We start from the raw sequence: 20723 nt of genomic DNA on the forward strand, positions 1-20723 counted from the left end.
GGCCCGTGTCGCTTCAGTGGCTGACCCAGAAGGGCTGCAAAAAGACGCTCAGGGCCGCGGCACAGGCGCTGAGCTGGGAGCCGGTGTCTTCGCCCTTGTTCACCTTGGCGAGTTCATGGCTCTTGCCCGTCTGCGGCTTCAGCTGGGCACTGCAATGCGCGCGGCGCGCGTCCAGCCAGTCCTCGTAGAGCTGCTCGAAGCGCTCCATCTCTTGGGCGTCAAGAAACAGGCTGCGGCTTTCCAAATGGGCCGGGGCCGCCATCAACAAGGCCTCCTGACAGAGCGATTGAAAGCGCGGGTCGGCGCCGCGAGCCGTCCAGCCGGGCAGGATCAGGCTGATCTTCTGACGGTGAAAGGCGGCCAAGGTGGCAGCTGCTTGGCCCGCGGGCCGCAGCAGCAGGTGTTCGACCAGATGCAGGCCTTCGGCGTGGCGCTGCAGCGCGCAGGCCAGCAGATGGAGATCGGTGGCCAGCTGCAGCGCCTGCGCCTCCGAGGCGACCCGGGCCAAGGTCCAGCGCTGATCACGGCGCTCGCCACCCAGGCAGAGGCAGAGCTGAGACGGCTGGCGTCGCAAGATGAAGCGATCGGCTTGAACGGCGCTGCGTAGCAGGGCCGGCGGCAGGGCCTGGCGCAAGCCGGGCAGACGGCTGCGCAGCATTTGCCACAACTCGCGCAGCTCGGCACCCCGGCGCGGTGGCCGGCTGCCCGGCAGCAGATGCAGCGCCTGGTATTCACCGTCAGCCGCCAGAGCGGGCACCTCGCCCTCGGGCCGCCGGTCTTCGGGCAGCAGCTGCAGTTCGAGCACGCGCAGCGTCTGTGTCAGGCGACGCGGGAACGGGTGGGCCATGCCCAGCTGCAGGGCCAGTCGCTCCGCCAAGGCGCAGCGATTCTTGCGCTTACCGAGCAGGGCTTTGCTGTAGTCGAAGGCCGCGTGGCGGTCGCGGGTGCGGGCCAGCAGCTGGCGGGCATAGCGCTGCTTGCAGCGCAGCAGGTGGCCTTGCCAACTGGGCCCCGACCAGTAGCAGGGCAGGCTTTGCAGAGCCTGGAAGTCCAGCTGCTCCCCGTGCAGGGCGAGCAATTGATCGAGCACGCGGGAGCGCCGTTCGACGGCCTCGTCGGCCGCAGCGAACACATCGCGTTCGATCTGCTCGCGTGGCTGCAGGTACAGGCCCTCCTGAGCTGCCGGCGATTGCGGCCGCGCGGCGGTGGCGTGCGGGTCGAGGGCCACGGCTTCGAGCGCGGACAGCTGGGCATTGCCGGGCAAGTCCCACCAGTAGCTGGGCCCCTTGGCGTGACCGATGTCGAACAGCTCGCCGAGATGCTGGCGCTGGGCCCGGCTGTGGGCCAGCCACTGCTCCATCAGGCTCAGATAGGCCTGCCATTGCTGCTGCTGGCCGCGGCCGCCGGCCTGCAGCTCCAGGCTGGCGCCCTGTCGACCCGGCTGGCGGTAGACCTCGGGCAGGTGGCTGCTGGCGGGCACATAGGCGGCGGCTTCGGCTTCACTGGGCTCACGCGCGGCCCGCGTCGGCGCGGCCGGGAGGCCTGGCAGGGCTTGGCGGCGCGGCGTGCGGCGCACGTCCTCCAGCTGTTGCCACAGCTGCTGCAAAGGCAGCTGATCGTTGCTGCCCTGACCGCTGACGTTCCAGCCTTCCAAATCCTGGGCCGAGGCCGGCCAGGCCAGGCGCAGCGCCCAGCCTGGGCCGCGCATGGGCAGGCTGTCGGGGTCCTGCAGCAGCGCCGGCGGCGGGGCTCCGTCCTCCAGGCCGAAGTCCTGCCTGTTGAGCTCGCTGTGCTCGCGCAGCTCGGCGCTTTCTTCCAGGCGCAACTCATCGATGTCGGCCAGGCCGGGAATCTCGCGCAGGTAGAGGGTCAGGTCATTGAACTTCAGCTCCTCGGCCTGACAGCGTTCGAGTTCCACGCTGTTGACCCAGCCCTGGCTCATCAGTGGGCCGCTGTGCTCGGCGTCGGGCAGCTCATCGAGCGCGTGGCGCAGCGGCCGGGCGGCGATGTAGTCGTCGCAGCGGGCCAGCAGCTCGGCCAGCAGCTCGGCCAGATCGCGCCGGCCGTCGCTGCGCACGCGGCAGCGCAGCCGGACCCAACGTGGTTTGAGCAATTGCTGTGCGTCCAGCAGGTCCTCGCCCAGATTGCGCTGGGCCCAGTAGCTGCGGGTCTGCGCCAGGGCTTGCTCGCGATCGTCCTGGTCGGCCACTTGGGCCTGGCGCGAGAGATGCCAGAGCCCGCTGCGGCGTCCGTGCCGGTCGCGCAGCGGCGTCATGCGCAGATGGCGGGCTTCGGGCCAGAGGTCGTAGAGCCAGCGCTGGTAGTCGCTGGCGCTGGTCGGCCGGCATGGCAGGGCCTCGCGCGGGCCGTAGAGCGCGTGGCGGGCCAACGCGTTCGGGCTGATGGCCGACAGGTCGGCGGGGCGGCCCGGCTCCTTGTCGATGCCCGGGTCCAGGTCCGGCAGCAGACCGAGCAGTTCGGGCACGCTTTGCCGGCTGGCGTAGATGTCTTCGCTGAGTCCGAAGCAGAAGGCCTCGAGCAGGGTCACGCCGGGGTCATGCAGATTGAAGTCGGTCCACTGCGAGCGGCTGGCGCCCTGGGCCAGTTGAATCACCGCCTCGCGCAGGGCATCAAAGCCCAAAGGGTCGCGCTGCTCACGGCTGCTGGGCAGGCGCGGCAGGCGCTGCGGTGCCTCCAGGGCCCGCTCTTGCGGCAACACGCCCTGGGCCGGCGGGGCCAGGGCTTGCAGCAGTGGCGGCGGCATGCTCATGGCTTGTCCTGTGCTGTGTCCGCCTCAGCGTCGCTGCTGTCTTTGGGCTGCTTGCACTGGGCCATCTCTTGATCGAACCAGAGTTGGGTCAGCTGCACCTGGATGACCTGGTCCGGGCCGAAGTCGCAGCCGGTGCGGATCTGCAGGCTGTAGCTGCCACCGCGGCCGCTGCCGCCATGCCAACGCAGCTCTAGACGGTCGCAGCGCCGGCCCCACCAGGCTTGCGTCTGGCGGATGCCGCGGCGGCGGCGCCACCAGGCCAGCAGGCCGAAGCTGGGGTTGAAGGCGCTCAGCGCGATCGCGTGCAGCAGGCCGAAGTGGCCCTTGCCCTGCGAGCCGCCCGCTCCGGCGACGACTTCAAAGCCCTGGCAGCCTTGCAGGCCGCCGATCACCTCATGCCATTGGCCATCGGCGGCGATGCGTGTGGCGGTGGCGTGGCGACCGCGCCGCCCGGTGCTGGCGATGACACCGGCCACCTCGAGCGTGTCGCGCGGGTCCCCACAGGCAATGCCGACCCGACCCCGGCGGTTGTCCAGATCCACCTCGCCGTCCTTGGGCTGGCGCAGGCCGGGCTTGGGCGACTCGGGCGCCGTCAGCCCGAGCAAGGGCTTTGCTTGGTCGCCGCTGCTGAATTGCAGGCGGTCGGTGGCGGGGCTCAGGGCGACGCGCCAGAGCGCAGTCTCCGGGAACTGATCGCGATAGAAGCTCAGCAGGGCATGGTGGCCGACCGGTGCATAAATCTCCTCGCCATTGGCCGGCGTCTTGCGGAAGCCCTCGTCGCTCATATTGAGCATGGAATCGATCAGCGCTGCGAAGTCATGCTCGGTCGGCAGGGCGCCGTCACTGAACAGCTTCTTCAGGGTCTTGCGGTTTTCCAGCTGCTTCATGCCTGTGCCCCGCCAATGATGAAGCTGCTGCCGAGCGCCAACCGCGCCAAGCCGGTGGTTCGTGGCGCCGTGCGTGGCACGCTATCGCTGAGTTCAAGCAGGTGCTTGCGTGTCGGCAGGGCCAAGCTCCAGGGCTTGGAGGGCCGGATCAGATTCGGGTTCGAGCCGCGCGCGCTGTCCGCCAGGCGGTAGCGGCCGCGGTCGTTGCGAATGATGTGCAGCAGCGAGACCTCGCCGACGCTGTCGACCCCGGCCTGGGCGCGCAGATGGGCTTCGATCTCGTCGGCGCGCACCTGCCAGTCAAAGCGCGTGGTGATGCCACCGGGGCGCCAGGGCGAGAGGTAGTCGCGCAAGGCCTGATGCAGCTGGCGCAGGCGCTCGCCGGCCGCCACGCCGGCCTTGAGCTTGAGGCGGCAGCGCACCTGGATGCGGTCGTAGACGGCATTGCGCACCAGCAGGGGCAGGTCCGGCACGGCGCGCTGGCGCAGGAAGGCGGTGATTTCATCCAGGATGGCGGCATCCAGGCGCGGCGCTTCGGTGCCGTCGATCTCGCGCCCTGGCGGCAGCGCCGGCACGACCACCACCAGCACTTGCTGCCGACCTTGCCCCTGGGCGCCCAAGGGCAGGCATTTCAGTTTCTGCACCTGGGGAAACTCCTGCAGCACCAGGCGCTCGATGTCCCAGGGCGTCAGCGCGCGGTCGCGGTGGCGCAGGCGCTCGGCCACGCGGGTGCGCAGCTGGGCTTCGTCCTCGGCCTCGCGCAGGTCGAAGGAGGGCAGGGGCTGGCGCACGCTGGCCAGGCCGGCAATGGCCGGCTGGGTCGCGTGGATGCTTTGGGCGGGCAGCTCCACGGCCATGCCGGCCGCATGGCTGGTCACCCGGCGGGCGCTGATGGCCTGGGCCCACAGGCCTTGCATGGGGGCGAGCCGGCCCAGCTCGCCGCTGGCTGTGAGGCGCAGCCACAGCAGAGGGCCGCCCGGTGCCGCCGACAGCTCCGGGCAGTCGGCGCTCATGCCCTCGGGCAGGTCCAGCACCATGATGCCGGTTCGCAGCAGGCCTTGAGTCTCGTCCAGCAGCAGGCGGTAGGGTTCCAGTTCGCGCCATTGCTGGCCGCACCAGGCTGCCCAGCTCAGCTGAGGCCGCGGGCGCCCCAGTGATTCGGCGGCGCTTTCCGCCTGCAGCTGGAACAGCAGGCTCAGGCTGCCCGCGCTCGCCGTGCCACTCAGGCCGATATAGAGCTGGGCGCCGCAGGGCCAATGCGCGAGCAGGTGGTAGCGCTGATCGGCGCCACCGCGCTGCAGCGCTTGCAGGCCGAAGGGGCAGAGCTGCAGCAGCTGGCTGGCATGGCTCTGACCCGGCAAGGTGCCGCGGTCCTGGCGTGCGGCGATGTGCTCCTCGGCGGCATAGCTGAGGCTGATTTTTTCCAGGCGCGGTGTGTAGGGTTCCTGGGGCAGGGGGAGCTGGTCCTCGGCCCGCTTGATGCGGCTGTTCTGGGTCAGGCGTTCGCTGAGCAGGCGCGGATAGAGGGTGTGGCCGAAGGCGCTTTCGGCGCCTTGCAGCTGCAGGCGGAAGAAGCCCTGGCGGCTGCTCAGGGTGTAGTCGGCCGCGGCCCCGGGCACGCTGAGCGGCTGGTGCAGCCTCTGCAGCTCCTTGCCGTCCAGGTTCAGGGTTTGCTCAGGGCCGCGCTCGGCGAACAAGCGCAGCAGTTCGCCGCCCTCCTGCCAGTGGCCGCCGGACAACAAGGCCGGCCGCACCACATAGCTGGCCTCATCCCAGCGGCGCTGCGCGCGCTCGCCGCGCGCCATGGCGCTGCCGCTGCCGGCGGCGTCCGCATAGGCCGCGTAATGTGCGGCCATGCCCTGGCTGGGCAGGCCGGCCCATTGCAGCTGCAGGCTCAGCTCGCTGATGGGCTTGGCACTCAGTTCGGCGTTGGAGAACATCAGGTAGGAAGAGCGGTCGGGCAGGGGGCCGAAGGGCAGAAAAGGCTTGCTGGCGTCCAGCCGACCGAGCTGGTTGTAGAGCGTCATTTCGCGCACGCCGCTGACACGCACCTGCAGCCGGGCGGACTCCAGGGCCAGCTGTTGCAGCAGGCTGCAGCCGAACACCCGCGTCTGGCCCGACATGCGCAGCTGCAGCACCGGCAGGGCCGGCCAGCCGGCGCCGTGCAGGGCCGGCGTGCAGGCCTGCACCGGCGGCGCGCCCGCGCCGAGCGAGATGCGCAGCTGCAGCCGGCCGCCTGCGTCCTTGGGCCGCTCGCTGCGCAGGTCGACGCGTTGGGCATAGACCTCGGAGACAGCCAGCCAGCCTTGTTGGCTGCTCAGTTGCGCCAACCACAGACCGCGAAACACGCGGTCGAAGATCAGCGAACGCTCCATGGGCTGGCTGCCGTAGATCAGGGACAAGGGGTTGTCGACCTGCACCGTGGGGCCGGCGTTGTCGCCCAGCACGCGCTGGGCATGGCGGCGCAGGGCCCGCAGGTCCAGCGCACTCAGATCCTCCTGGCCCACACTGAGCCAGACGACGAACAGGCGGCCAATGCGGGGCCGCAAGGTATCGGGCTTGTGGCTTTCCAGGCACAGGGCCAGCAGGAAGCTGAGCCAGGCGCCGGTGACGGTCTTGGGCTTCTCGCGGCTTGCGTTCAAGGCGGCCTGGCGCCGGCCATGGCGTGCGGTTCGGCGGCCGAGCTCGCGCAGGCGCTGTGCGTGCAAGTCGGTTTGCTCGGCCTGGCTGGGGGCGCTGGGCAGGGGCAGGCCTTCGAACAGGGCCAGGCGTTCAAAGATGCGCTGCCAGTGCGCCTGATGAATCTCCAGTGTCGCGTTCGCGGCGATCTCTTCGCCGACGGCCTGCTGCAAGAGGCTGTCCTGCCCCAGGGGATGGCTCAGCTGCAGCTCCAGCGTGATCTCGCGCTCACCTTCGCGCAGTTGCAGCAGCGGCGAGGCCAGGGCCAAGCCCTGGCGTGCCTCGCCGAAACCGATGCAAGGACCGCCGCCCAGCAGGGGCCAGGCGCGTGCGCGCGGCAGTGCGGCCTGCTCGGGCGTGGGGGCGGACAGCTGCAATGCATGGGCCTCGGTGGCGAAGGCGAATTGGTGCTCGGGTGAGATGCGGGCGTCGCTGTGCAGGCGCAGCGACAGCAGCTGCTCGACCTTCAGCGTGCTCAGCAGCAGCTCCTGTTCGGCGCGGTAGTGCAGGGCCTGGCCTCGCTCGTTCTTGCCGCCAATCAGCAGGCAGCCTTGCGGCAGCAGCACGGGCCGGGCGTGGCGCGGGTCCCGCTCGAGCAGCACATGGACGCGATCGGCGCGGGCCACGGCCGGCTGGAAGCCCAGGCTGTCGCGGTAGTAGAACTGGGTCAGGCGGTCGGTGAAGCGGTCCAGCGGCGAGCGGCTGAGCTGCAGCAGCTGGATGAAGGCCAGCAGTGCTCCCATGGCAGGGTCATGGTCACCTTGCTGCAAGCTGGCCGGCAGCAGCTCGGCGGCCAGCAGGGCCAGCTGGCGGCGCGTCCGGCACAGGCCCAACCAGAACTGGCGCAGGGCGCGGGCCAGGGCGCTGGTGCTCAAGGTGGGGCCGGAGGCCGAGGTGCTGGAGGCCTTGGTGCTGGGGCCCATCCGCGCGCCCAAGAGCGGCAGCGGGGCCTCGCCGCCGACGCCGAAATGGGGTTGCAGCTGGACCTGCAGGCGGCCCAGATCGCCGTCGAGCTGGGATTGCAAGAGCTGCAACAAGCGGTCTGCGGCCGGGCTGGCGCCGGGCTCGGTGGCCTGGGCCTTGGCGTGCAGCTCCATGCGCGCGCACCAACGCTCCAGCTGCTCGGCCAGGCGGCGGCAGTAGTGCCATTGCTGCCGCTCCGACAGACGCGGCCAGACGCCCATCACCCGGGCTTCTTCAGCAATCCCGGGCGAGCTGGCCAGTTCGGCCAGGAGCAGGCTGAGATCCTGATCCAGCACCTCGCCCCAATGACCTTGGTGCAGGGCCATGTCGTCGACAAAGCGCAGCTGGCGCGCCAGCTCCAGGGTCAGGCGCAGCCGGGTCGCCAGGTCCAGCTCGTCGGGGCGCAGGAACGGCGGCGACAGCGCCGGGTCGAGCGGCGGCGCCAGGCGTTCGTTCTGTTGGGTTCCGGGGTGCATGTTGGGGCCTTGCTGCTCAGCCTGCGCTGACCGGGTTGCTGGCTTGATCGAGATAGAGCGGGTAGACCAGGTTGTGGCGGGTGTTGGTGCTGCGGATGCGGTAGTCCAGCAGCACTTGCAAGCAGCCCCAGTCCTCGCTGGAGATATGGGCCTCGATCTGCAGCACCTCGACGCGCGGTTCGAAGAACAGGACGGCCTTCTTGAGCATGTCCTTGAGCTCCGTCAGCAATTGCTCGCTGGCGCCTTCGAAGACCAGGCGGTGCAGGGTGGTGCCATACGCGGCTTGCATCACGCGTTCGCCGCAGCGGGTCGCCAGCAGCAGGCGCAAGCTCTCCTCGATGTCGATCTCGTTCTCCACCATGACCAGGCGCTTGCTGCCATCAAAGCGCGGCGGGAAGCTCCAGCCTCGACCGAGAAAACTCATGGCTAGCCTCCGATGATGACGGTGAAACAGCCGAGGACGATGGCGCCGCCATGTGCGGTCGTGTCGCCGATGCGGGCCGCCGGCTTGCCGCCGATCAGCACGGTGGCCGAGCCTTTGACGATGGCATCCGGTGGCCCGACACAGACCGCGTTGTCGCCAACCACGGCAGCCGGCAGTTTGCCGATCAGCACCGTCGGCACGCCGGGGCCGATGACCGGGCCGCCGACATGAGGAATCGGCGGCAAGCCCGGTGTGACCATGGGGCAGGTGTGCATGTCGGTGAGGCGGGCGGCGGGTGGCATGGTGTCGGGCGCTCTTTTCGGGCTTCAGTTGATCATCACCATCGCGCCCTTGACCGTCGTCTGGCCGGAGGCGCTGAGTTCCGCCGTGGCGCTGCCTTTGCCGCTGAAACCGACCTTGGCCTCGCAGGCGATGTTCAGACCGGCAGCCTTGACGTCGGCTTTGGACGTGATGGAAATCGCATTGACGGCGTCCAAAGTGATGCCGCCTTTGGCGGTCAGCTTGATGTCCTTGGGGCTGTCCAGGGCGATGCCACTCTCACTGAGCTTGATGCTGTTGCCGTTCTGGTCCTGGATCAGGATGCTCTTGTCCTTGTCGTCCAGTACCAGCTTGTTGTTGGCCGGCGTGGTGACGGTGATGATCTTGTCTTCTTCGTTGAACTCGATCTTGTGCTTGCAGCGGGTGACGATGGCCTTGGTGTTGTTGGCCGCCTCCAGCACATAGGGGCTGACTTGCTTGCTGCTGTAGAGGCTGCCCAGAATGACCGGGCTGCTGGGGTCGCCGTTCAGATAACCGACCAGGACCTCGTCGCCCACCTCGGGCAAGAAGAAGGCGCCAAAGCTGTTGGACGCGTGGAACTGCAGCAGCCTGGCCCAGATGCCTTCGGTGGCATTGCTCAGGCTGGGCAGCTTGATCTGGATGCGGCTTTCGCCGGCGGGGTCGGCGTCGAGCTTCATGACCACGCCGATCTGCAGGCCGCTGACACCGGGCAGCTGGCCGCTGGCCAAGGGGGCCACGACATCGGGGCGCTCGACATGCCAGCTCGGATCGAGCCCGAACTCGGCCTCGCTGACCCAGTTGCCGTCGACCATCTCGTGCTGCACGGCGCTGACGTAGACATCTCCGTTGAAGCGCGTGCCCACGCCGGCCAAGGTGATCAGCGTTCCAGGCAGAGCGACGGCCGTGCCTTGAAAACTCATGCGGCCGCGCACACGCGCCAGGCCGGCTTTGAGCTGCACGGCCTTGGCCCAGCTGTCGAGCAGGGCGCTGTCGCTGCTGGCGGGGCTTTGCAGCAGCAAGGTCTCGGGCGAGGCCACGGCGGCCAAGCTGGCACTGTCCAGATCGCCTTGGCTGTTCAGCGTAGGCGGTGTGGCCGATGCCCCTTGAACCAGGGCTTGTTGTGCAGGGTCCCAGCCTTGGGCCTGGACGGCCGTCCACTGGCTGCGGGCGTCGATGTCAGCGTGCAGCTCGAACAGGTTGTCACCCCAGGTCAGGGTCAGCACCGGTGATCCGCTCACTTCAGGCGCTTTGACGCTGACGCTGCCGGCCGCGGCGTTCACCACCAGGCCCAGCAGCTCGGCACGCGCCAGCATGAAGTCCCAGTCGCTGCAGTAGTACTGCACCAGCTCTTTGTGGGTGATGGCGGTGCTGTCGACCGTGGCCGTCAGACCGGCTGCACTGATCAAGCTGGAGATGATGGCGCTGTCGGTCTGATCGACATAGTTCGCGCTCTTGCGTCCCAAGGTCATTTTGCATGCCTTGTCGCGGCATTCGACCAGCAGCCGGCTGTAGTTGTTGCCGGTGATCTTGTAGCCATGGCGCACGACGATGCCGCTGAACACCAGCGCATCATCATTGGCATAGCCGGCGCGGATCTCGATCTGGGCGCCGGGCTTGAACAGGGCCCCGTCGCTGAGCGGGCTTTTGTTCTGGGGCATGTCGCCATCGGCGATCACGAGGCGGGCCCAGGGCACGGCATTGAGCGCATGGCGGATGCTGCAGCTGATGATGGCCAGGTCTTCCTGTTCCTGGCCGTCGCAGCTGACGATCAGGCGCAGCACGCCGTCGTTGGAATCGCTGTCACTCATGGCGCCCCCATCAGCCCAGCGGCGGAAAGTGCAGGCGCAGGCCGGGCTTCAGTCGGCGGAACTCGCGCAGACCATTGAAGCGGGCCACCTCGGTGTAGTAGCGGCTGTCGCCATAGATGCGCTGGCACAGCAGGGGCAGGGTGTCGCCCTCCCGCACCTCGACCGAATGGCTCAGGTCGGGGCTGGAGCGATTGGCCGCCAAGCGCCCCAGCTGCTGCGAGACAAAGCCCAGCAAGACCAACTCGGATTTGGCCCGCAGCGGCGCGCCGCTGGGCTTGAACAAGTTGTAGGCGGTCGAGATGCTCTGTAGCCGCCCGTAGAAGATCAGGGTGCCCCAAAGCAGCTGCACATGGTTGGGCTCGTGCTTGCCGCCGTTGTAGGTGTAGATGATCTTGCCCAGGGCATCGAGCTGGTCGGCCACCTCGCGCGGGGCGCTGGAGCCCAGGGGCAGAGGCACCACACCGGTGCCGTCGAAGACCACCGAGAAGCTGATCTTGTCGGGGTTGATGGCGCTGAATTTGACCGGATTGCTGGACTGGCCGAGGCTGCGCTTGGTGTTGTAGCAAATCGTGCGCTCGTGGCTGAATTCTGAGGGGTTGATCACCAGCTTGTACTGGCTGCCCGAGTCGACCGTGACGATGCCGGTCTTGTCATCGATCTCGCAGCGCGTGATGGACAGGGCCTGCTTGGTGCCGGACAGGGACAGCGCGGAGGAGAGCACGGACATGGTGGGTCTGCGCCTCGGTTTCAGCGCTCGCGCAGCGCTTGCAGCTGCGCCAGCAGCCAGACCCGGCATTCCGCCAGGATCTCTTCCTTCAACTGCTCGCGGTCCTCGCAGTCCTCGCCCGCACCACCAGCACCGCAGCCGCCGGCCGCGGACTTGGCCGCAGCGCTGGAGCGGGTGGAAGGGCTGGCCTCGTCGTCCGACGCATCGTCGCTGACGGTGGACTTGAGCAGCAGTTGTCGGACTTCCAGCGTCATAGCAGTCGCATGCTCGTGGTGTAGGCCAGCTCGATCTGCTCGATGGCCAACTCGTTCTTGGTGGAGGAGAACGCTTCGATCTCCCAGCTGACCGGGTAGGCGTTGTCGAGCAGCCAGGCCCGCAGGGGCAGGCCATCGGCACCTTTCAGCCGCACCAGCACCGGCATGGTCAGGATGGGGCGCGTCAAGCCGCCTTCCAGTGTTTCCTTGCACCACAGCATCAACGGTGAAGTGACCGTCGCCACGCCGCGCTTGAGGCTCAAGCGACCTTGCTTGGTGCCCAGAGGCAGCTGGTGGCTGAAGCGGTTCTCACCGCCTTCGCGCAGCTCCTCGGTCTCCATGCTTTGCGTCAGCCCCGACACCTCTTGGAAGGAACTGTCGAAGGGCAGGGGCAGGGCGCCCACATTGACCGAGAAATGAAAGGCCACAGGCGGCGCCTGCAGCATTTCGAGCGCCTGGTTCAGGGTCGATGTAAGGGCGCTCATGGGCCTCAGCCGTTGGCGATGGTCAGGCCTTCGTGGGCGATCTCGATGGTCTCGACCGCCACTTCATTGCCCTCGGACTTCAGATCGGTGCCGGTGACCTTGGTCGGCCAGGCGTTCGTCAGCGTCCACACCATGGTGGGCTTGCCTTCTTCGTCAAGCAGGCTGATGGTCACCGGCACGCGCTTGATGGTGTTCATCTTGATCTGGTTGAACCAGTCCCAGAACTTGTTGTCCGACTTGAAGACGCCTTTCTTCATCGTGACATTGCCGTACTTTTTCAAGCCCGGCATCTTGATCGCCGAGAACACCGGGCTGTCGCCGTGTCGGTACTCGATCGGTTGGGCTTCGACATCGAGGCCGGAGACCTCTTCGAAGGACATCACCGCCGAATCCCACTTCACCTGGAAGTGGAATTTGGGCAGTGGCCAGACATTGGTGGATTGCTTGGAGCCGTCGTCAGCCATGGTGTTTCTCCGTTAACTCAATTGCTGTTCGTGTAGTTCCGCTAAGAGGCCATGAGGCTGGGTACTTCCGTAGCGAGCGGCTGCCAGGCGAGGCGGACGGAGCGCAGGAACCGGAACGTACGAGCTGTACGTGAGGATTCCGAGCATCCGGCCAACGACGCATGGCGGTCGCGCAGTAGAAAGGACACTGCCTCTCAGGACTTGGGCATTTGCTGCTGGAAGGTGATCTCGATGAACTCGGCCGGGCGCACCATGGCGACCAGCACGGTGACGCGCAAGATGCCTTCGAGCACGTCGTTGGGCGTCATGGTTTCACCCAGCCCCACATGAACGCTGAACGCGTCTTCGGGCACCGCACCCATCAGGCCGCCGCGCTTCCAGACACTGGTCAAGAAGTTGGCCACCATGCTCTTGATGGTGACCCAGGTGTTGGCGGTGTTGGGCTCGAAGACCATGGCCTTGGCGGCCAGGCGGCAGCTTTCCTCCAGCATGATCATGGTGCGCCGGACATTGATGTAGCGCCAATCGAGGCTGTTGCCGTCCAGCGTGCGCGCGCCCCAGACCAGCACGCCTTCGCCGATGAAGCTGCGGATGGCATTGATGGACTTGCCCTGGGCACTGACGTTCAGGTCTTCCTGCTGCTCGTGCGAGATGCTCACGGTCGGTGAGATGACGCCATTGAGGCTGACATTGGCCGGTGCCTTCCAGACGCCTCGGGTGTTGTCCACCATGGTGTAGATGCCAGCCATGGCACTGCTGGGCGGCAGCACATTGAGCTGGCGGCGCACCTCGGTCAGCACCGCCTTGTAGACATTGCTGACGCTGAGCAAGGTCTTGTTCAGCAGATCGCGCCGCGCCTTCACGCCGGCTTCCAGGGCCTCGCTGCCGAGCGGGTTGTCGACGGCTTTCTTGGCATCGGCATCGCCGGCTGGCTTGGGCGCAGGCGCGGGGTTGGCCTCGTCAAAGGCTTTCAACGCTTCGCTGACTTCCTCGTCGCTCTTGCCGGCCGCCTTGGCTTCGGCCTCCACCTTGGCGCGTGCCTCGCTGCGCTCTTTCTCTGCCTTGGCGGCAGCAGCGTCGGCGGGTGCGGGTGCCGGGGCTGGCGCGGCCTGGGGTGCGGGGTGGTCCTTGTCAAAGGCAGCCAATGCCGCAGCAGTCTCCTCGGCGGTCTTGTTTGCGGCCTTGGCATCGGCCTCCACCTTGGCGCGTGCCTCGCTGCGCTCTTTCTCTGCCTTGGCGGCAGCAGCGTCGGCGGGTGCGGGTGCCGGGGCTGGCGCGGCCGGGGGTGCGGGGTGGTCCTTGTCAAAGGCAGCCAATGCCGCAGCAGTCTCCTCGGCGGTCTTGTTTGCGGCCTTGGCATCGGCCTCCACCTTGGCGCGTGCCTCGCTGCGCTCCTTCTCTGCCTTGGCGGCAGCAGCGTCGGCGGGCGCTGGCGCTGGTGCAGCCTGGGGTGCGGGGTTGGCCTTGTCAAAAGTGGCCAAGGCCGCAGCGATCTCCTCGGCGGTCTTGTTCGCGGCCTTGGCATCGGCCTCGACCTTGGCGCGCGCCTCGGTTCGGGCTTTGGCTGCGGCCTCGGCTGTCGCTTTGGCCTTGGCCGCCGCAGCGGCTGCCACCTTGGCCGCCGCCTCGTCACGCTGCTTGCGAGCCTCGTCGATGACGACGGGTGTGAAGTCGGTCTTCAGCTTGGCCACTTCGTCCCACAAGGATTGCTGCTTGGGCTTGCTGTCGTCCGGGCGCGCCGCGGGCAGATTGAGTTCGGCACGCAGCAGGGTGCTGAGCAGATCCAGGCTGTCGCTGTCGATGTTCTGGTAGTCGATCTCTTTCTCGCTCACCACCGAGGTGTTGAGCCAGGGGTAGTAGGCGCTGGCGAAGTCGAGGAAGTTGATGCCCAGGCTGTCGCGGAATTTCGCGACCGGATCGCCGGGCGGGTACTCGCGCGGTTTGTCACCGTTGTAGACGTCAAGAATGGCCACGCGGTTCTTCATCTCGTAGCCGCAGTGGTTCAGCATGGCTTGCTGAATGTCCTTGCAGGTGTTGGCGTCCTCGAAGCGCACGGCCTCAGGGGCCAGCACCATGGTGGGCTCCTGCTCCTTCTTCAAGGCATCGATGCCTTTTTGAAACAGCTCCGGGTCGAGTTCCTGCTTGTAGCTGCCGATGGACACCACATAGCAGCGCCCGCCACCGTTCTGGAAGAAGTGCCGCAGGGCGCTGTAGAGGCCGAAGTCCCCGCCCTTGACACCCTTGACCTGGGCCAGTTTGTAGCCCTTTTTGCTGGTGGGCGTGTCGGGCTCGCTCAAGGCCTGGAACTGCGCATTCAGCGGGTCGCTTTCCTCGCTCAGCTCAAAGCGAGGCTTTGGCGGGCCACCGAAGTACTGGTGGTACTCGGCCATGGAGCTGATCGGCCAGGGCCGCAGCGACAAGGGCGTGTTGTGGTTGTCGGCAAACTCGGTGTGGCCGACAAAGGCCGGCACCGCCGTGGCCACCTCGACCACGGAGTTGGGAAAGGCGTTTTTCTCGACGATATAGACGCCCGGCGTCTTCATTACAGCCATCTCGATTCTCCTGGTTGAGTCGTCATCGGGTGAGGAAGATTTCGGTCACCCATTGCGTGCTGCCGGCGCGAACTTCGCGTCGAAGGCTGCCTGGGGCACCATGGGGAAGCGCGTCCATCAGGACACGCGCGGGGGTGCTGCCGGCGTCGCTCAAGGCGACCCGGCGGCTGCTGCGCTCGGCCAGCGGCAAGGCCTCGGGGCTGCGGAACACCCAGGCGAGGCGTCCGTCAGGCAGGGTTTCCTGGGCGGCGTCGCGCTGGAAGCGCAGGGCTTCGCTGCCTTCTGAGAGGGACGACAGGGCCGGACTCATGCTCAGCATCAGGTCATCGATCTGGCCGCTGGCACAGAGCTCGGCCCAGTCGCCCAGCAGCAGGTATTTCCATGGGCAGCGGCGGCTGGCGATGCGCAGCAGTTCGCGACGACCCAGGCCGGCGCACCAGGTCTCGCAGTCCTGGTCCAGGGCAGAATGGGGTGTCAGCGGCAGGAGCAGGTGGCGTGCTGCGTGTTCGTCGCTGGCCAAAGCGAACAGCGGCGCGCCGCCGTCCAGGCGCCAAGAGAGCAGGTAGTCGCAGCCCTCGTCGCGCTGCGCCTGCCAGAGCTGGGGCAGGGCGCTTTGAGCGCCGATCAGGCTGAGGCCGCCGGCGTCGCTGCGCAAGAGCAGGCCATGTTGGCGGCACAGATCGCGGGTGGCCTGGCTGGGCGTCAGGCTCAGACCCCTCAAGGCGCTGGCGCCGTAGTCATGCTGCAAGCCGACGCTCAGCAGCAGCTGGAACTGCTCCGCCGCACGCGGCTCGCGCAGGCGCTGGCGGCCATGATCGGTGGCGGCGTCGCTGCTCAAGCTGAGGCTCATGACAAACCCCGTACATCGCTGACGCGGATCGGCGTGTCGCGGCCGACGATCTGCTCGCCGTCCACGCTGACCATGCGCACCCGGTACAGCACCGAGGGCAGGTAGCGGCCGCTGTGAATGCCCCAGAGGCTGTGCATCTCCGAGCTGCTGAGGTTCTCGATATTGAGAATCAGCCGCTCCAGCCTTGCATCGAGGTTGGGCGCATTGTGGTGATCGATGACCGGCGTGGCCTGAAAGTAGCCGATGGCGCCGGACAGGAACTTCAGCGCCTCGGGGTAGTTGGCGCCGCTGAAATTGGCCGCGCACATCATCAGCAGATTCAGGAACACCGGCTCCTGCTGGCGCAGCTCGCTGCTCATGCCGCGCGTGGGCGTGGCGCGATGGGCCATGGTGTCGCGTTCCACGCCGGCCAGAAAGATCACCAGCTTGTTGGCGACGATGGGCACCGCGCTGCCGTTCTGCTCATGCAGATTCGACAGCACCGCCAGGTCCTCGCTGACCTGGAAACGCTGGCGCAGATGCTGGTTCAGCTGACCGGCAATCTGTGTCAGTGCGGCATCGATCATGGTGCGTCCAGGCCAGGCGGCGCCCCCATGGCACCGGTTGGAAGAAGGGTAGTGCCGCGGCCTCGGCGCCACCATCGGAGCGCAGCTGATTTGCCATCAGACTTTTGCCGATCGGGCAAACCCTGTCTGAGATGCAGGCAGGCGCGCAGCCATGGGGTCAGGTCTTGCCTGCTGCGGGTTTGTGCCTAGGAATATTGCTGATCACTTGTCAGCAAGGCCGGCGCCTTGTGAGTCTCGACCCGGCGCCCCGACCCGGTGCTTCAAGCCCGGCTGCGCATCACATCGAGCGTGCTCAGCCCTTCGCGCAGCGCAAAGCGCGTCAGCTCGGCGATGCCCTGGATTTGCAGCTTGGCAAAGACATGCTCGCGATGGGTGGCCACAGTCTTGGCGCTGAGGTGCAGCTGGGAGGCAATTTCCTGGGCGGAGTAGCCTTCCGAAAACAGCTGCACCATTTCGCGCTCGCGCGGTGTCAGCCGGGCGGAGATCGAGTGGCTGTGGCCGGCCGACTCGGGCTCAGCCTCGGATGCGCTGCGGTGCTGAAGCATCTCGCCCACCAGCTCGCCGCTGAGGAAGAGCTGATTGGCCATCACGCGCCTGACGCCACGCGCGAGTTCGTCAAAAGAGTTCTCCTTGAGCACATAGCCGTTGGCGCCGGCCTCGAGGGCAGCGGCCACCTGCTGGGTCTCGGCATGCACGGACAGGCAGATCAGCTTGCAGGACAAGGGTTCGGCGCGAATGCGGCGGATCGCCTCGATGCCGTTCATGCGCGGCATGGCGACATCCAGAATCACCACATCGGGGTTGTGCGTGCGGGCCAGCCGGACCAGCTCCATGCCGTCGCGAGCTTGTGCCACGACCTCAATGTCGACTTCGCGTTCCAGCAGTGCCACCAGGCCTTCGCGAACCAGGTGGTGGTCATCGGCAATGATCACGCGAACTCTCATGATGAGCTCCAGGTGATGCGGGCTTGCACCTGGCTGGCCGCCTGGCGCCAGCGCAGGCGTGCACCGATGCTGTGCAAGCGGGTGTGCGTGAGGCTCAGGCCGCGGCCGGAGGACATCCAGGCCTCGGCTCGTTTGCCGACGCTGCCGCTGGCATTGCTGACGGTGATCGCCAGGCGGTTCGCGCAGGCGGACACGCGCGTCTCGATCGCCCCGTCGCCTCCATGCTTGCAGGCATTGACCAGCAACTCGCGCGTGGCGCTCAGCAGCACCTGATGGGTTTCGGGCTTCAGCTCAGGCACCACGCCCTCGTTCACAAAGTGCAGCTGGCGGCTGCCTTCTTGCTCTTGCCGCAGTGTGTCCATGGCCACACGCAGGGCAGCGGCCAGGTCCTGCCCTGCGCCTGCGGTGGGCAGGCCTTGCAGCAGCTGCCGCGAGGCTTGCAGGGCCTGGCGCACTGCGCTGCGTGCGCTCTTGAGCGCACTGAGATCGCCGCGCCCCTGAGCCTCGTCGAGGCGAAGCAAGGCAAAGGCCAAGGACTGCGACAGCTCATCATGGAGATGGCGTGCCAGCTCCGACACCTTGGGGCAGAACGGAGTCGGGCAGGTGGCCGTGGCGAGATACGTCATTTCCGGTTCCCTGATCAGAGGCACATTGCAGGAGCCGGCGGATGCTATGTCCGCTGCTGACCCGGGGTCAATCTGTAAGCTATTGCGATCCTTGGGATGCGGACGCCATGTCGGCTTCTTTAACGCGATCTCGTTGGGTCCCTCAGCTGGCCAGCAAACCCCTCAGTACATAGGGAAGAATGCCGCCATGTCGGTAGTAGCTGACCTCGATCGGCGTGTCGATTCGAAGCAGCACTGTGCATATGCACACATCACCGCTGCTGCTGTGAATGCGCAGCTGCACCGGGCGTTGGGGAAGCAACTCGCCTTCGATCACGAGGTCGATCAACTCGTCGCCGCGCAGGCCCAGGCTTTGCCAGCTGTCGCCGGGCATGAACTGCAGGGGCAGCACACCCATGCCGACCAGATTGGCGCGGTGGATGCGTTCGAAGGAGCGCGCCACCACGGCTTTGATGCCCAGCAGAGCCGTGCCCTTGGCGGCCCAATCGCGGCTGGAGCCGGTGCCGTACTCCTCGCCGGCGAAGATCACCGTGGGCACGCCGGCCTTCAGATAGCTCATGGCCGCGTCGTAGATGGGGTGTGCTTCGCCACTGGGTTGCAGCAGGGTCAGGCCGCCTTCGACGCGCTGGCCGTCAGGCCCTGGCGGCAGCATCAGGTTCTTGATGCGCACATTGGCAAAGGTGCCACGCATCATCACCTCATGGTGCCCGCGCCGGCTTCCGTAACTGTTGAAGTCAACGGCCTTGATGCCTTGCTCCTGCAGGTAGAGCCCGGCCGGCGAACTCGCCTTGATGGAACCCGCCGGCGAGATGTGGTCGGTGGTGATGGAGTCGCCGAACAAGGCCATGATGCGGGCGCCCTGGATGCTGGCCTGCCCGTCGGACACCTCGGGCGCCGGCAGGGCGAAGCCGGTGAAGAAGGGCGGGCGCGCGATATAGCTGCTGGCCGGCCAGTTGTAGCTGTCGCCTACAACGCCTTCGATCTGCTTCCAGAGCTTGCCGGGCTTGCTCTGGACCTGCTCGTAGTTGCGACGGAAGGCCTTGGGGTTCATGGCCTGGCTGAGCAGGGCTTGCACTTCTTCACTGTGCGGCCAGATGTCGCCGAGGAAGATGTCGCGGCCTTCGCTGTTGCGGCCCACCGGTTCGGTCATCAGGTCCACCTGCACATTGCCGGCCAGCGCGTAGGCCAGCACCAAGGGCGGTGAGGCCAGGAAGTTGGCCTTGAGGTTGGGGTGGATGCGGGCCTCGAAATTGCGGTTGCCCGAGAGCACGGCGGCGCAGATCAGCTGATTGGCGGTGATGGTTTCGTTGATCTCGGCCGTCAGGTCGCCGGCATTGCCGATGCAGGTGGTGCAGCCATAGGCCGCCACATTGAAGCCCAGCTGTTCCAGATAGGGCAGCAGACCGGTCACTTGCAGGTACTCGGTGACGATGCGCGAGCCCGGCGCCAGCGAGGTCTTGATGTGGGCCGGCACGCGCAGGCCGGCTTCCACGGCCTTCTTGGCCAGCAGGCCGGCGGCCAGCATGACGCTGGGGTTGGAGGTGTTGGTGCAGGAGGTGATGGCGGCGATCAGCACATCGCCGTTGCGCAGGGCCAGGCCGCTGCGGGCGGGGAAGCTCTGCGTGAGTTTCTCGGCCGGCTGGTTGAAACCGCTGGCGCTGTCCGTCGAGCTGAAGAGTTCGGCAAAGCGCCGGCTCAGATGGGTGATCTCGATGCGGTCCTGCGGCCGCTTGGGGCCGGCCAGCGAGGGCGTGACCTGGCCCAGATCGAGCACGATGCGGCGGGTGTATTCGATCTGCTGCAGCTGCGGCGAGGCCTCGGGCGTGCCCGGGATGCCGAACAGGCCCTGGGCGCGGAAGTAAGCCTCGAAGGCGGCGATCTCGCGGCCGGTGCGGCCGGTGCCGCGGAAGTAGTCCAGGGTCTTTTCGTCCACCGGGAAGAAGCCCATGGTGGCGCCGTACTCGGGTGCCATATTGGCGATGGTGGCCCGGTCGGGCACGCTCAGGCGGGCCACGCCGGGGCCGTAGAACTCGACGAACTGGCCGACCACTTTTTCGCGCCGCAGGATCTCGGTGACGCTGAGCACCAGGTCGGTGGCGGTGACGCCTTCGCGCAGCTCGCCGCGCAGCTCGAAGCCGACCACATCGGGCGTCAGCACATAGACCGGTTGGCCCAGCATGGCGGCTTCCGCCTCGATGCCGCCCACGCCCCAGCCGACCACGCCGATGCCGTTGATCATGGTGGTGTGGCTGTCGGTGCCGACCAGGCTGTCGGGGTAGTAGAGCTTGGCGCCATCGGCGTCCTTGGGGCCGCTCTTGTGCACGCCGCGGGCCAGGTATTCCAGGTTCACCTGGTGGACGATGCCGAAGCCGGGCGGCACGACGCGGAAGGTGTCAAAGGCCTGCATGCCCCACTTCATGAACTGGTAGCGCTCGCGGTTGCGCTGGAATTCCAGCTTCATGTTCAGGTCGAGCGCATCGGCGCTGCCGTAGTGGTCGATCATGACCGAGTGGTCCACCACCAGGTCCACTGGCACCAGTGGCTCGATGTTCTTGGCCGGCAGGCCGAGGCCGGTGGCGACATCGCGCATGGCGGCCAGGTCGGCCAGCAGGGGCACGCCGGTGAAATCCTGCAGCACCACGCGGGCCACGGGGAAGGGGATTTCCAGGCTGCGCGGCTCGGTCGACACCGGCTGCCACTGCGCCAGCTGGGCCACATGCTCGGGCGTCACACCCGGCTCGCCGCAGTGGCGCAGCAGGGACTCCAGCATGATGCGCAGGCTCACCGGCAGGCGGTCGATCTGTGGGAATTGCTCGGCCAGGGCCGGCAGGGAGTAGAGCCGGCCGCTGCGCGCCTTGCCGAACTGGAAGTGGCGCACCGTGCTGGCGAAGGGGTGAGTCGTTGCAGAGTGGACGTTCGGGTCAGATTCGGTCATCGCAGCCTCCTTG

At 67.1% G+C, this 20723-nt stretch carries 16 protein-coding genes and 1 other RNA gene; all 17 read right to left on the reverse strand.

Translation table 11 applies throughout. The annotated features are described in order from the left end of the window. Positions 1-13: 13 nt before the first annotated feature. On the reverse strand, positions 14-2770 hold the full coding sequence (locus LNV23_RS10805; RefSeq protein WP_263562992.1) for a contractile injection system baseplate wedge protein: 2757 nt from the start codon (positions 2768-2770) through the stop codon (positions 14-16). Beyond that, positions 2767-3657: a contractile injection system tail -fiber like adhesin gene (locus LNV23_RS10810; protein WP_263562993.1), complete on the reverse strand. Its 891-nt coding sequence runs from the start codon at positions 3655-3657 to the stop codon at positions 2767-2769. Before LNV23_RS10810 ends, LNV23_RS10805 begins: the two co-directional genes overlap by 4 nt. Continuing rightward, the gene (locus LNV23_RS10815; RefSeq protein WP_263562994.1) at positions 3654-7775 is read right to left on the reverse strand and encodes a baseplate J/gp47 family protein; all 4122 of its coding nucleotides are present in this window, start codon (positions 7773-7775) and stop codon (positions 3654-3656) included. The genes LNV23_RS10810 and LNV23_RS10815 overlap by 4 nt, the downstream gene beginning before the upstream one ends. A gap of 16 nt (positions 7776-7791) precedes the next feature. Further along, positions 7792-8199, reverse strand: a complete 408-nt coding sequence (locus LNV23_RS10820) for a gp25 family contractile injection system sheath assembly initiator (RefSeq protein ID WP_263520793.1) — start codon at positions 8197-8199, stop codon at positions 7792-7794. 2 nt (positions 8200-8201) lie between these two features. Continuing rightward, positions 8202-8501: a PAAR domain-containing contractile injection system baseplate protein gene (locus LNV23_RS10825; protein WP_263520795.1), complete on the reverse strand. Its 300-nt coding sequence runs from the start codon at positions 8499-8501 to the stop codon at positions 8202-8204. A 24-nt stretch (positions 8502-8525) separates the two neighbouring features. Continuing rightward, on the reverse strand, positions 8526-10307 hold the full coding sequence (gene vgrG, locus LNV23_RS10830; RefSeq protein ID WP_263562995.1) for a type VI secretion system tip protein VgrG: 1782 nt from the start codon (positions 10305-10307) through the stop codon (positions 8526-8528). Between the two features lie 10 nt (positions 10308-10317). Beyond that, entirely contained in the window at positions 10318-11034 is a 717-nt protein-coding gene (locus LNV23_RS10835; protein WP_263562996.1) for a CIS tube protein, read from the reverse strand. A gap of 20 nt (positions 11035-11054) precedes the next feature. After that, the gene (locus LNV23_RS10840; RefSeq protein ID WP_263562997.1) at positions 11055-11288 is read right to left on the reverse strand and encodes a DUF5908 family protein; all 234 of its coding nucleotides are present in this window, start codon (positions 11286-11288) and stop codon (positions 11055-11057) included. After that, positions 11285-11773 carry a phage tail protein gene (locus LNV23_RS10845; RefSeq protein ID WP_263562998.1) on the reverse strand — a complete coding sequence of 163 codons (489 nt, stop codon included), beginning with the start codon at positions 11771-11773 and terminating at the stop codon, positions 11285-11287. Before LNV23_RS10845 ends, LNV23_RS10840 begins: the two co-directional genes overlap by 4 nt. Positions 11774-11778: 5 nt before the next feature. Then, positions 11779-12237: a phage tail protein gene (locus tag LNV23_RS10850; RefSeq protein WP_263520804.1), complete on the reverse strand. Its 459-nt coding sequence runs from the start codon at positions 12235-12237 to the stop codon at positions 11779-11781. Between the two features lie 55 nt (positions 12238-12292). Continuing rightward, a non-coding RNA gene (locus tag LNV23_RS10855) (sX9 sRNA) lies at positions 12293-12369 on the reverse strand. A gap of 62 nt (positions 12370-12431) precedes the next feature. Further along, positions 12432-14789, reverse strand: a complete 2358-nt coding sequence (locus LNV23_RS10860) for a phage tail sheath family protein (RefSeq protein ID WP_263562999.1) — start codon at positions 14787-14789, stop codon at positions 12432-12434. A gap of 22 nt (positions 14790-14811) precedes the next feature. After that, positions 14812-15639, reverse strand: coding sequence for a hypothetical protein (locus tag LNV23_RS10865; RefSeq protein ID WP_263563000.1), 828 nt, complete (start codon positions 15637-15639; stop codon positions 14812-14814). Continuing rightward, positions 15636-16205 carry a contractile injection system cap protein gene (locus LNV23_RS10870; protein WP_263563001.1) on the reverse strand — a complete coding sequence of 190 codons (570 nt, stop codon included), beginning with the start codon at positions 16203-16205 and terminating at the stop codon, positions 15636-15638. The genes LNV23_RS10865 and LNV23_RS10870 overlap by 4 nt, the downstream gene beginning before the upstream one ends. Before the next feature lie 260 nt (positions 16206-16465). Continuing rightward, positions 16466-17149 carry a response regulator transcription factor gene (locus LNV23_RS10875; protein WP_263563002.1) on the reverse strand — a complete coding sequence of 228 codons (684 nt, stop codon included), beginning with the start codon at positions 17147-17149 and terminating at the stop codon, positions 16466-16468. Next, positions 17146-17775, reverse strand: coding sequence for a sensor histidine kinase (locus tag LNV23_RS10880; RefSeq protein ID WP_263563003.1), 630 nt, complete (start codon positions 17773-17775; stop codon positions 17146-17148). The genes LNV23_RS10875 and LNV23_RS10880 overlap by 4 nt, the downstream gene beginning before the upstream one ends. Positions 17776-17917: 142 nt before the next feature. After that, entirely contained in the window at positions 17918-20710 is a 2793-nt protein-coding gene (gene acnA / locus LNV23_RS10885; RefSeq protein WP_263563004.1) for an aconitate hydratase AcnA, read from the reverse strand. Positions 20711-20723: the final 13 nt, after the last annotated feature.

It is taken from the genome of Kinneretia sp. DJ1R-11, assembly GCF_025717595.1.
GTDB lineage: Bacteria > Pseudomonadota > Gammaproteobacteria > Burkholderiales > Burkholderiaceae_C > Paucibacter_A.

Bases quoted from the DNA above. Each gene is read 5' to 3' on its own strand.
- LNV23_RS10805 (WP_263562992.1), bottom strand. From the start codon at position 2,770: ATGAGCATGCCGCCGCCACTGCTGCAAGCCCTGGCCCCGCCGGCCCAG.
- LNV23_RS10810 (WP_263562993.1), bottom strand. From the start codon at position 3,657: ATGAAGCAGCTGGAAAACCGCAAGACCCTGAAGAAGCTGTTCAGTGAC.
- LNV23_RS10815 (WP_263562994.1), bottom strand. From the start codon at position 7,775: ATGCACCCCGGAACCCAACAGAACGAACGCCTGGCGCCGCCGCTCGAC.
- LNV23_RS10820 (WP_263520793.1), bottom strand. From the start codon at position 8,199: ATGAGTTTTCTCGGTCGAGGCTGGAGCTTCCCGCCGCGCTTTGATGGC.
- LNV23_RS10825 (WP_263520795.1), bottom strand. From the start codon at position 8,501: ATGCCACCCGCCGCCCGCCTCACCGACATGCACACCTGCCCCATGGTC.
- vgrG (WP_263562995.1), bottom strand. From the start codon at position 10,307: ATGAGTGACAGCGATTCCAACGACGGCGTGCTGCGCCTGATCGTCAGC.
- LNV23_RS10835 (WP_263562996.1), bottom strand. From the start codon at position 11,034: ATGTCCGTGCTCTCCTCCGCGCTGTCCCTGTCCGGCACCAAGCAGGCC.
- LNV23_RS10840 (WP_263562997.1), bottom strand. From the start codon at position 11,288: ATGACGCTGGAAGTCCGACAACTGCTGCTCAAGTCCACCGTCAGCGAC.
- LNV23_RS10845 (WP_263562998.1), bottom strand. From the start codon at position 11,773: ATGAGCGCCCTTACATCGACCCTGAACCAGGCGCTCGAAATGCTGCAG.
- LNV23_RS10850 (WP_263520804.1), bottom strand. From the start codon at position 12,237: ATGGCTGACGACGGCTCCAAGCAATCCACCAATGTCTGGCCACTGCCC.
- LNV23_RS10860 (WP_263562999.1), bottom strand. From the start codon at position 14,789: ATGGCTGTAATGAAGACGCCGGGCGTCTATATCGTCGAGAAAAACGCC.
- LNV23_RS10865 (WP_263563000.1), bottom strand. From the start codon at position 15,639: ATGAGCCTCAGCTTGAGCAGCGACGCCGCCACCGATCATGGCCGCCAG.
- LNV23_RS10870 (WP_263563001.1), bottom strand. From the start codon at position 16,205: ATGATCGATGCCGCACTGACACAGATTGCCGGTCAGCTGAACCAGCAT.
- LNV23_RS10875 (WP_263563002.1), bottom strand. From the start codon at position 17,149: ATGAGAGTTCGCGTGATCATTGCCGATGACCACCACCTGGTTCGCGAA.
- LNV23_RS10880 (WP_263563003.1), bottom strand. From the start codon at position 17,775: ATGACGTATCTCGCCACGGCCACCTGCCCGACTCCGTTCTGCCCCAAG.
- acnA (WP_263563004.1), bottom strand. From the start codon at position 20,710: ATGACCGAATCTGACCCGAACGTCCACTCTGCAACGACTCACCCCTTC.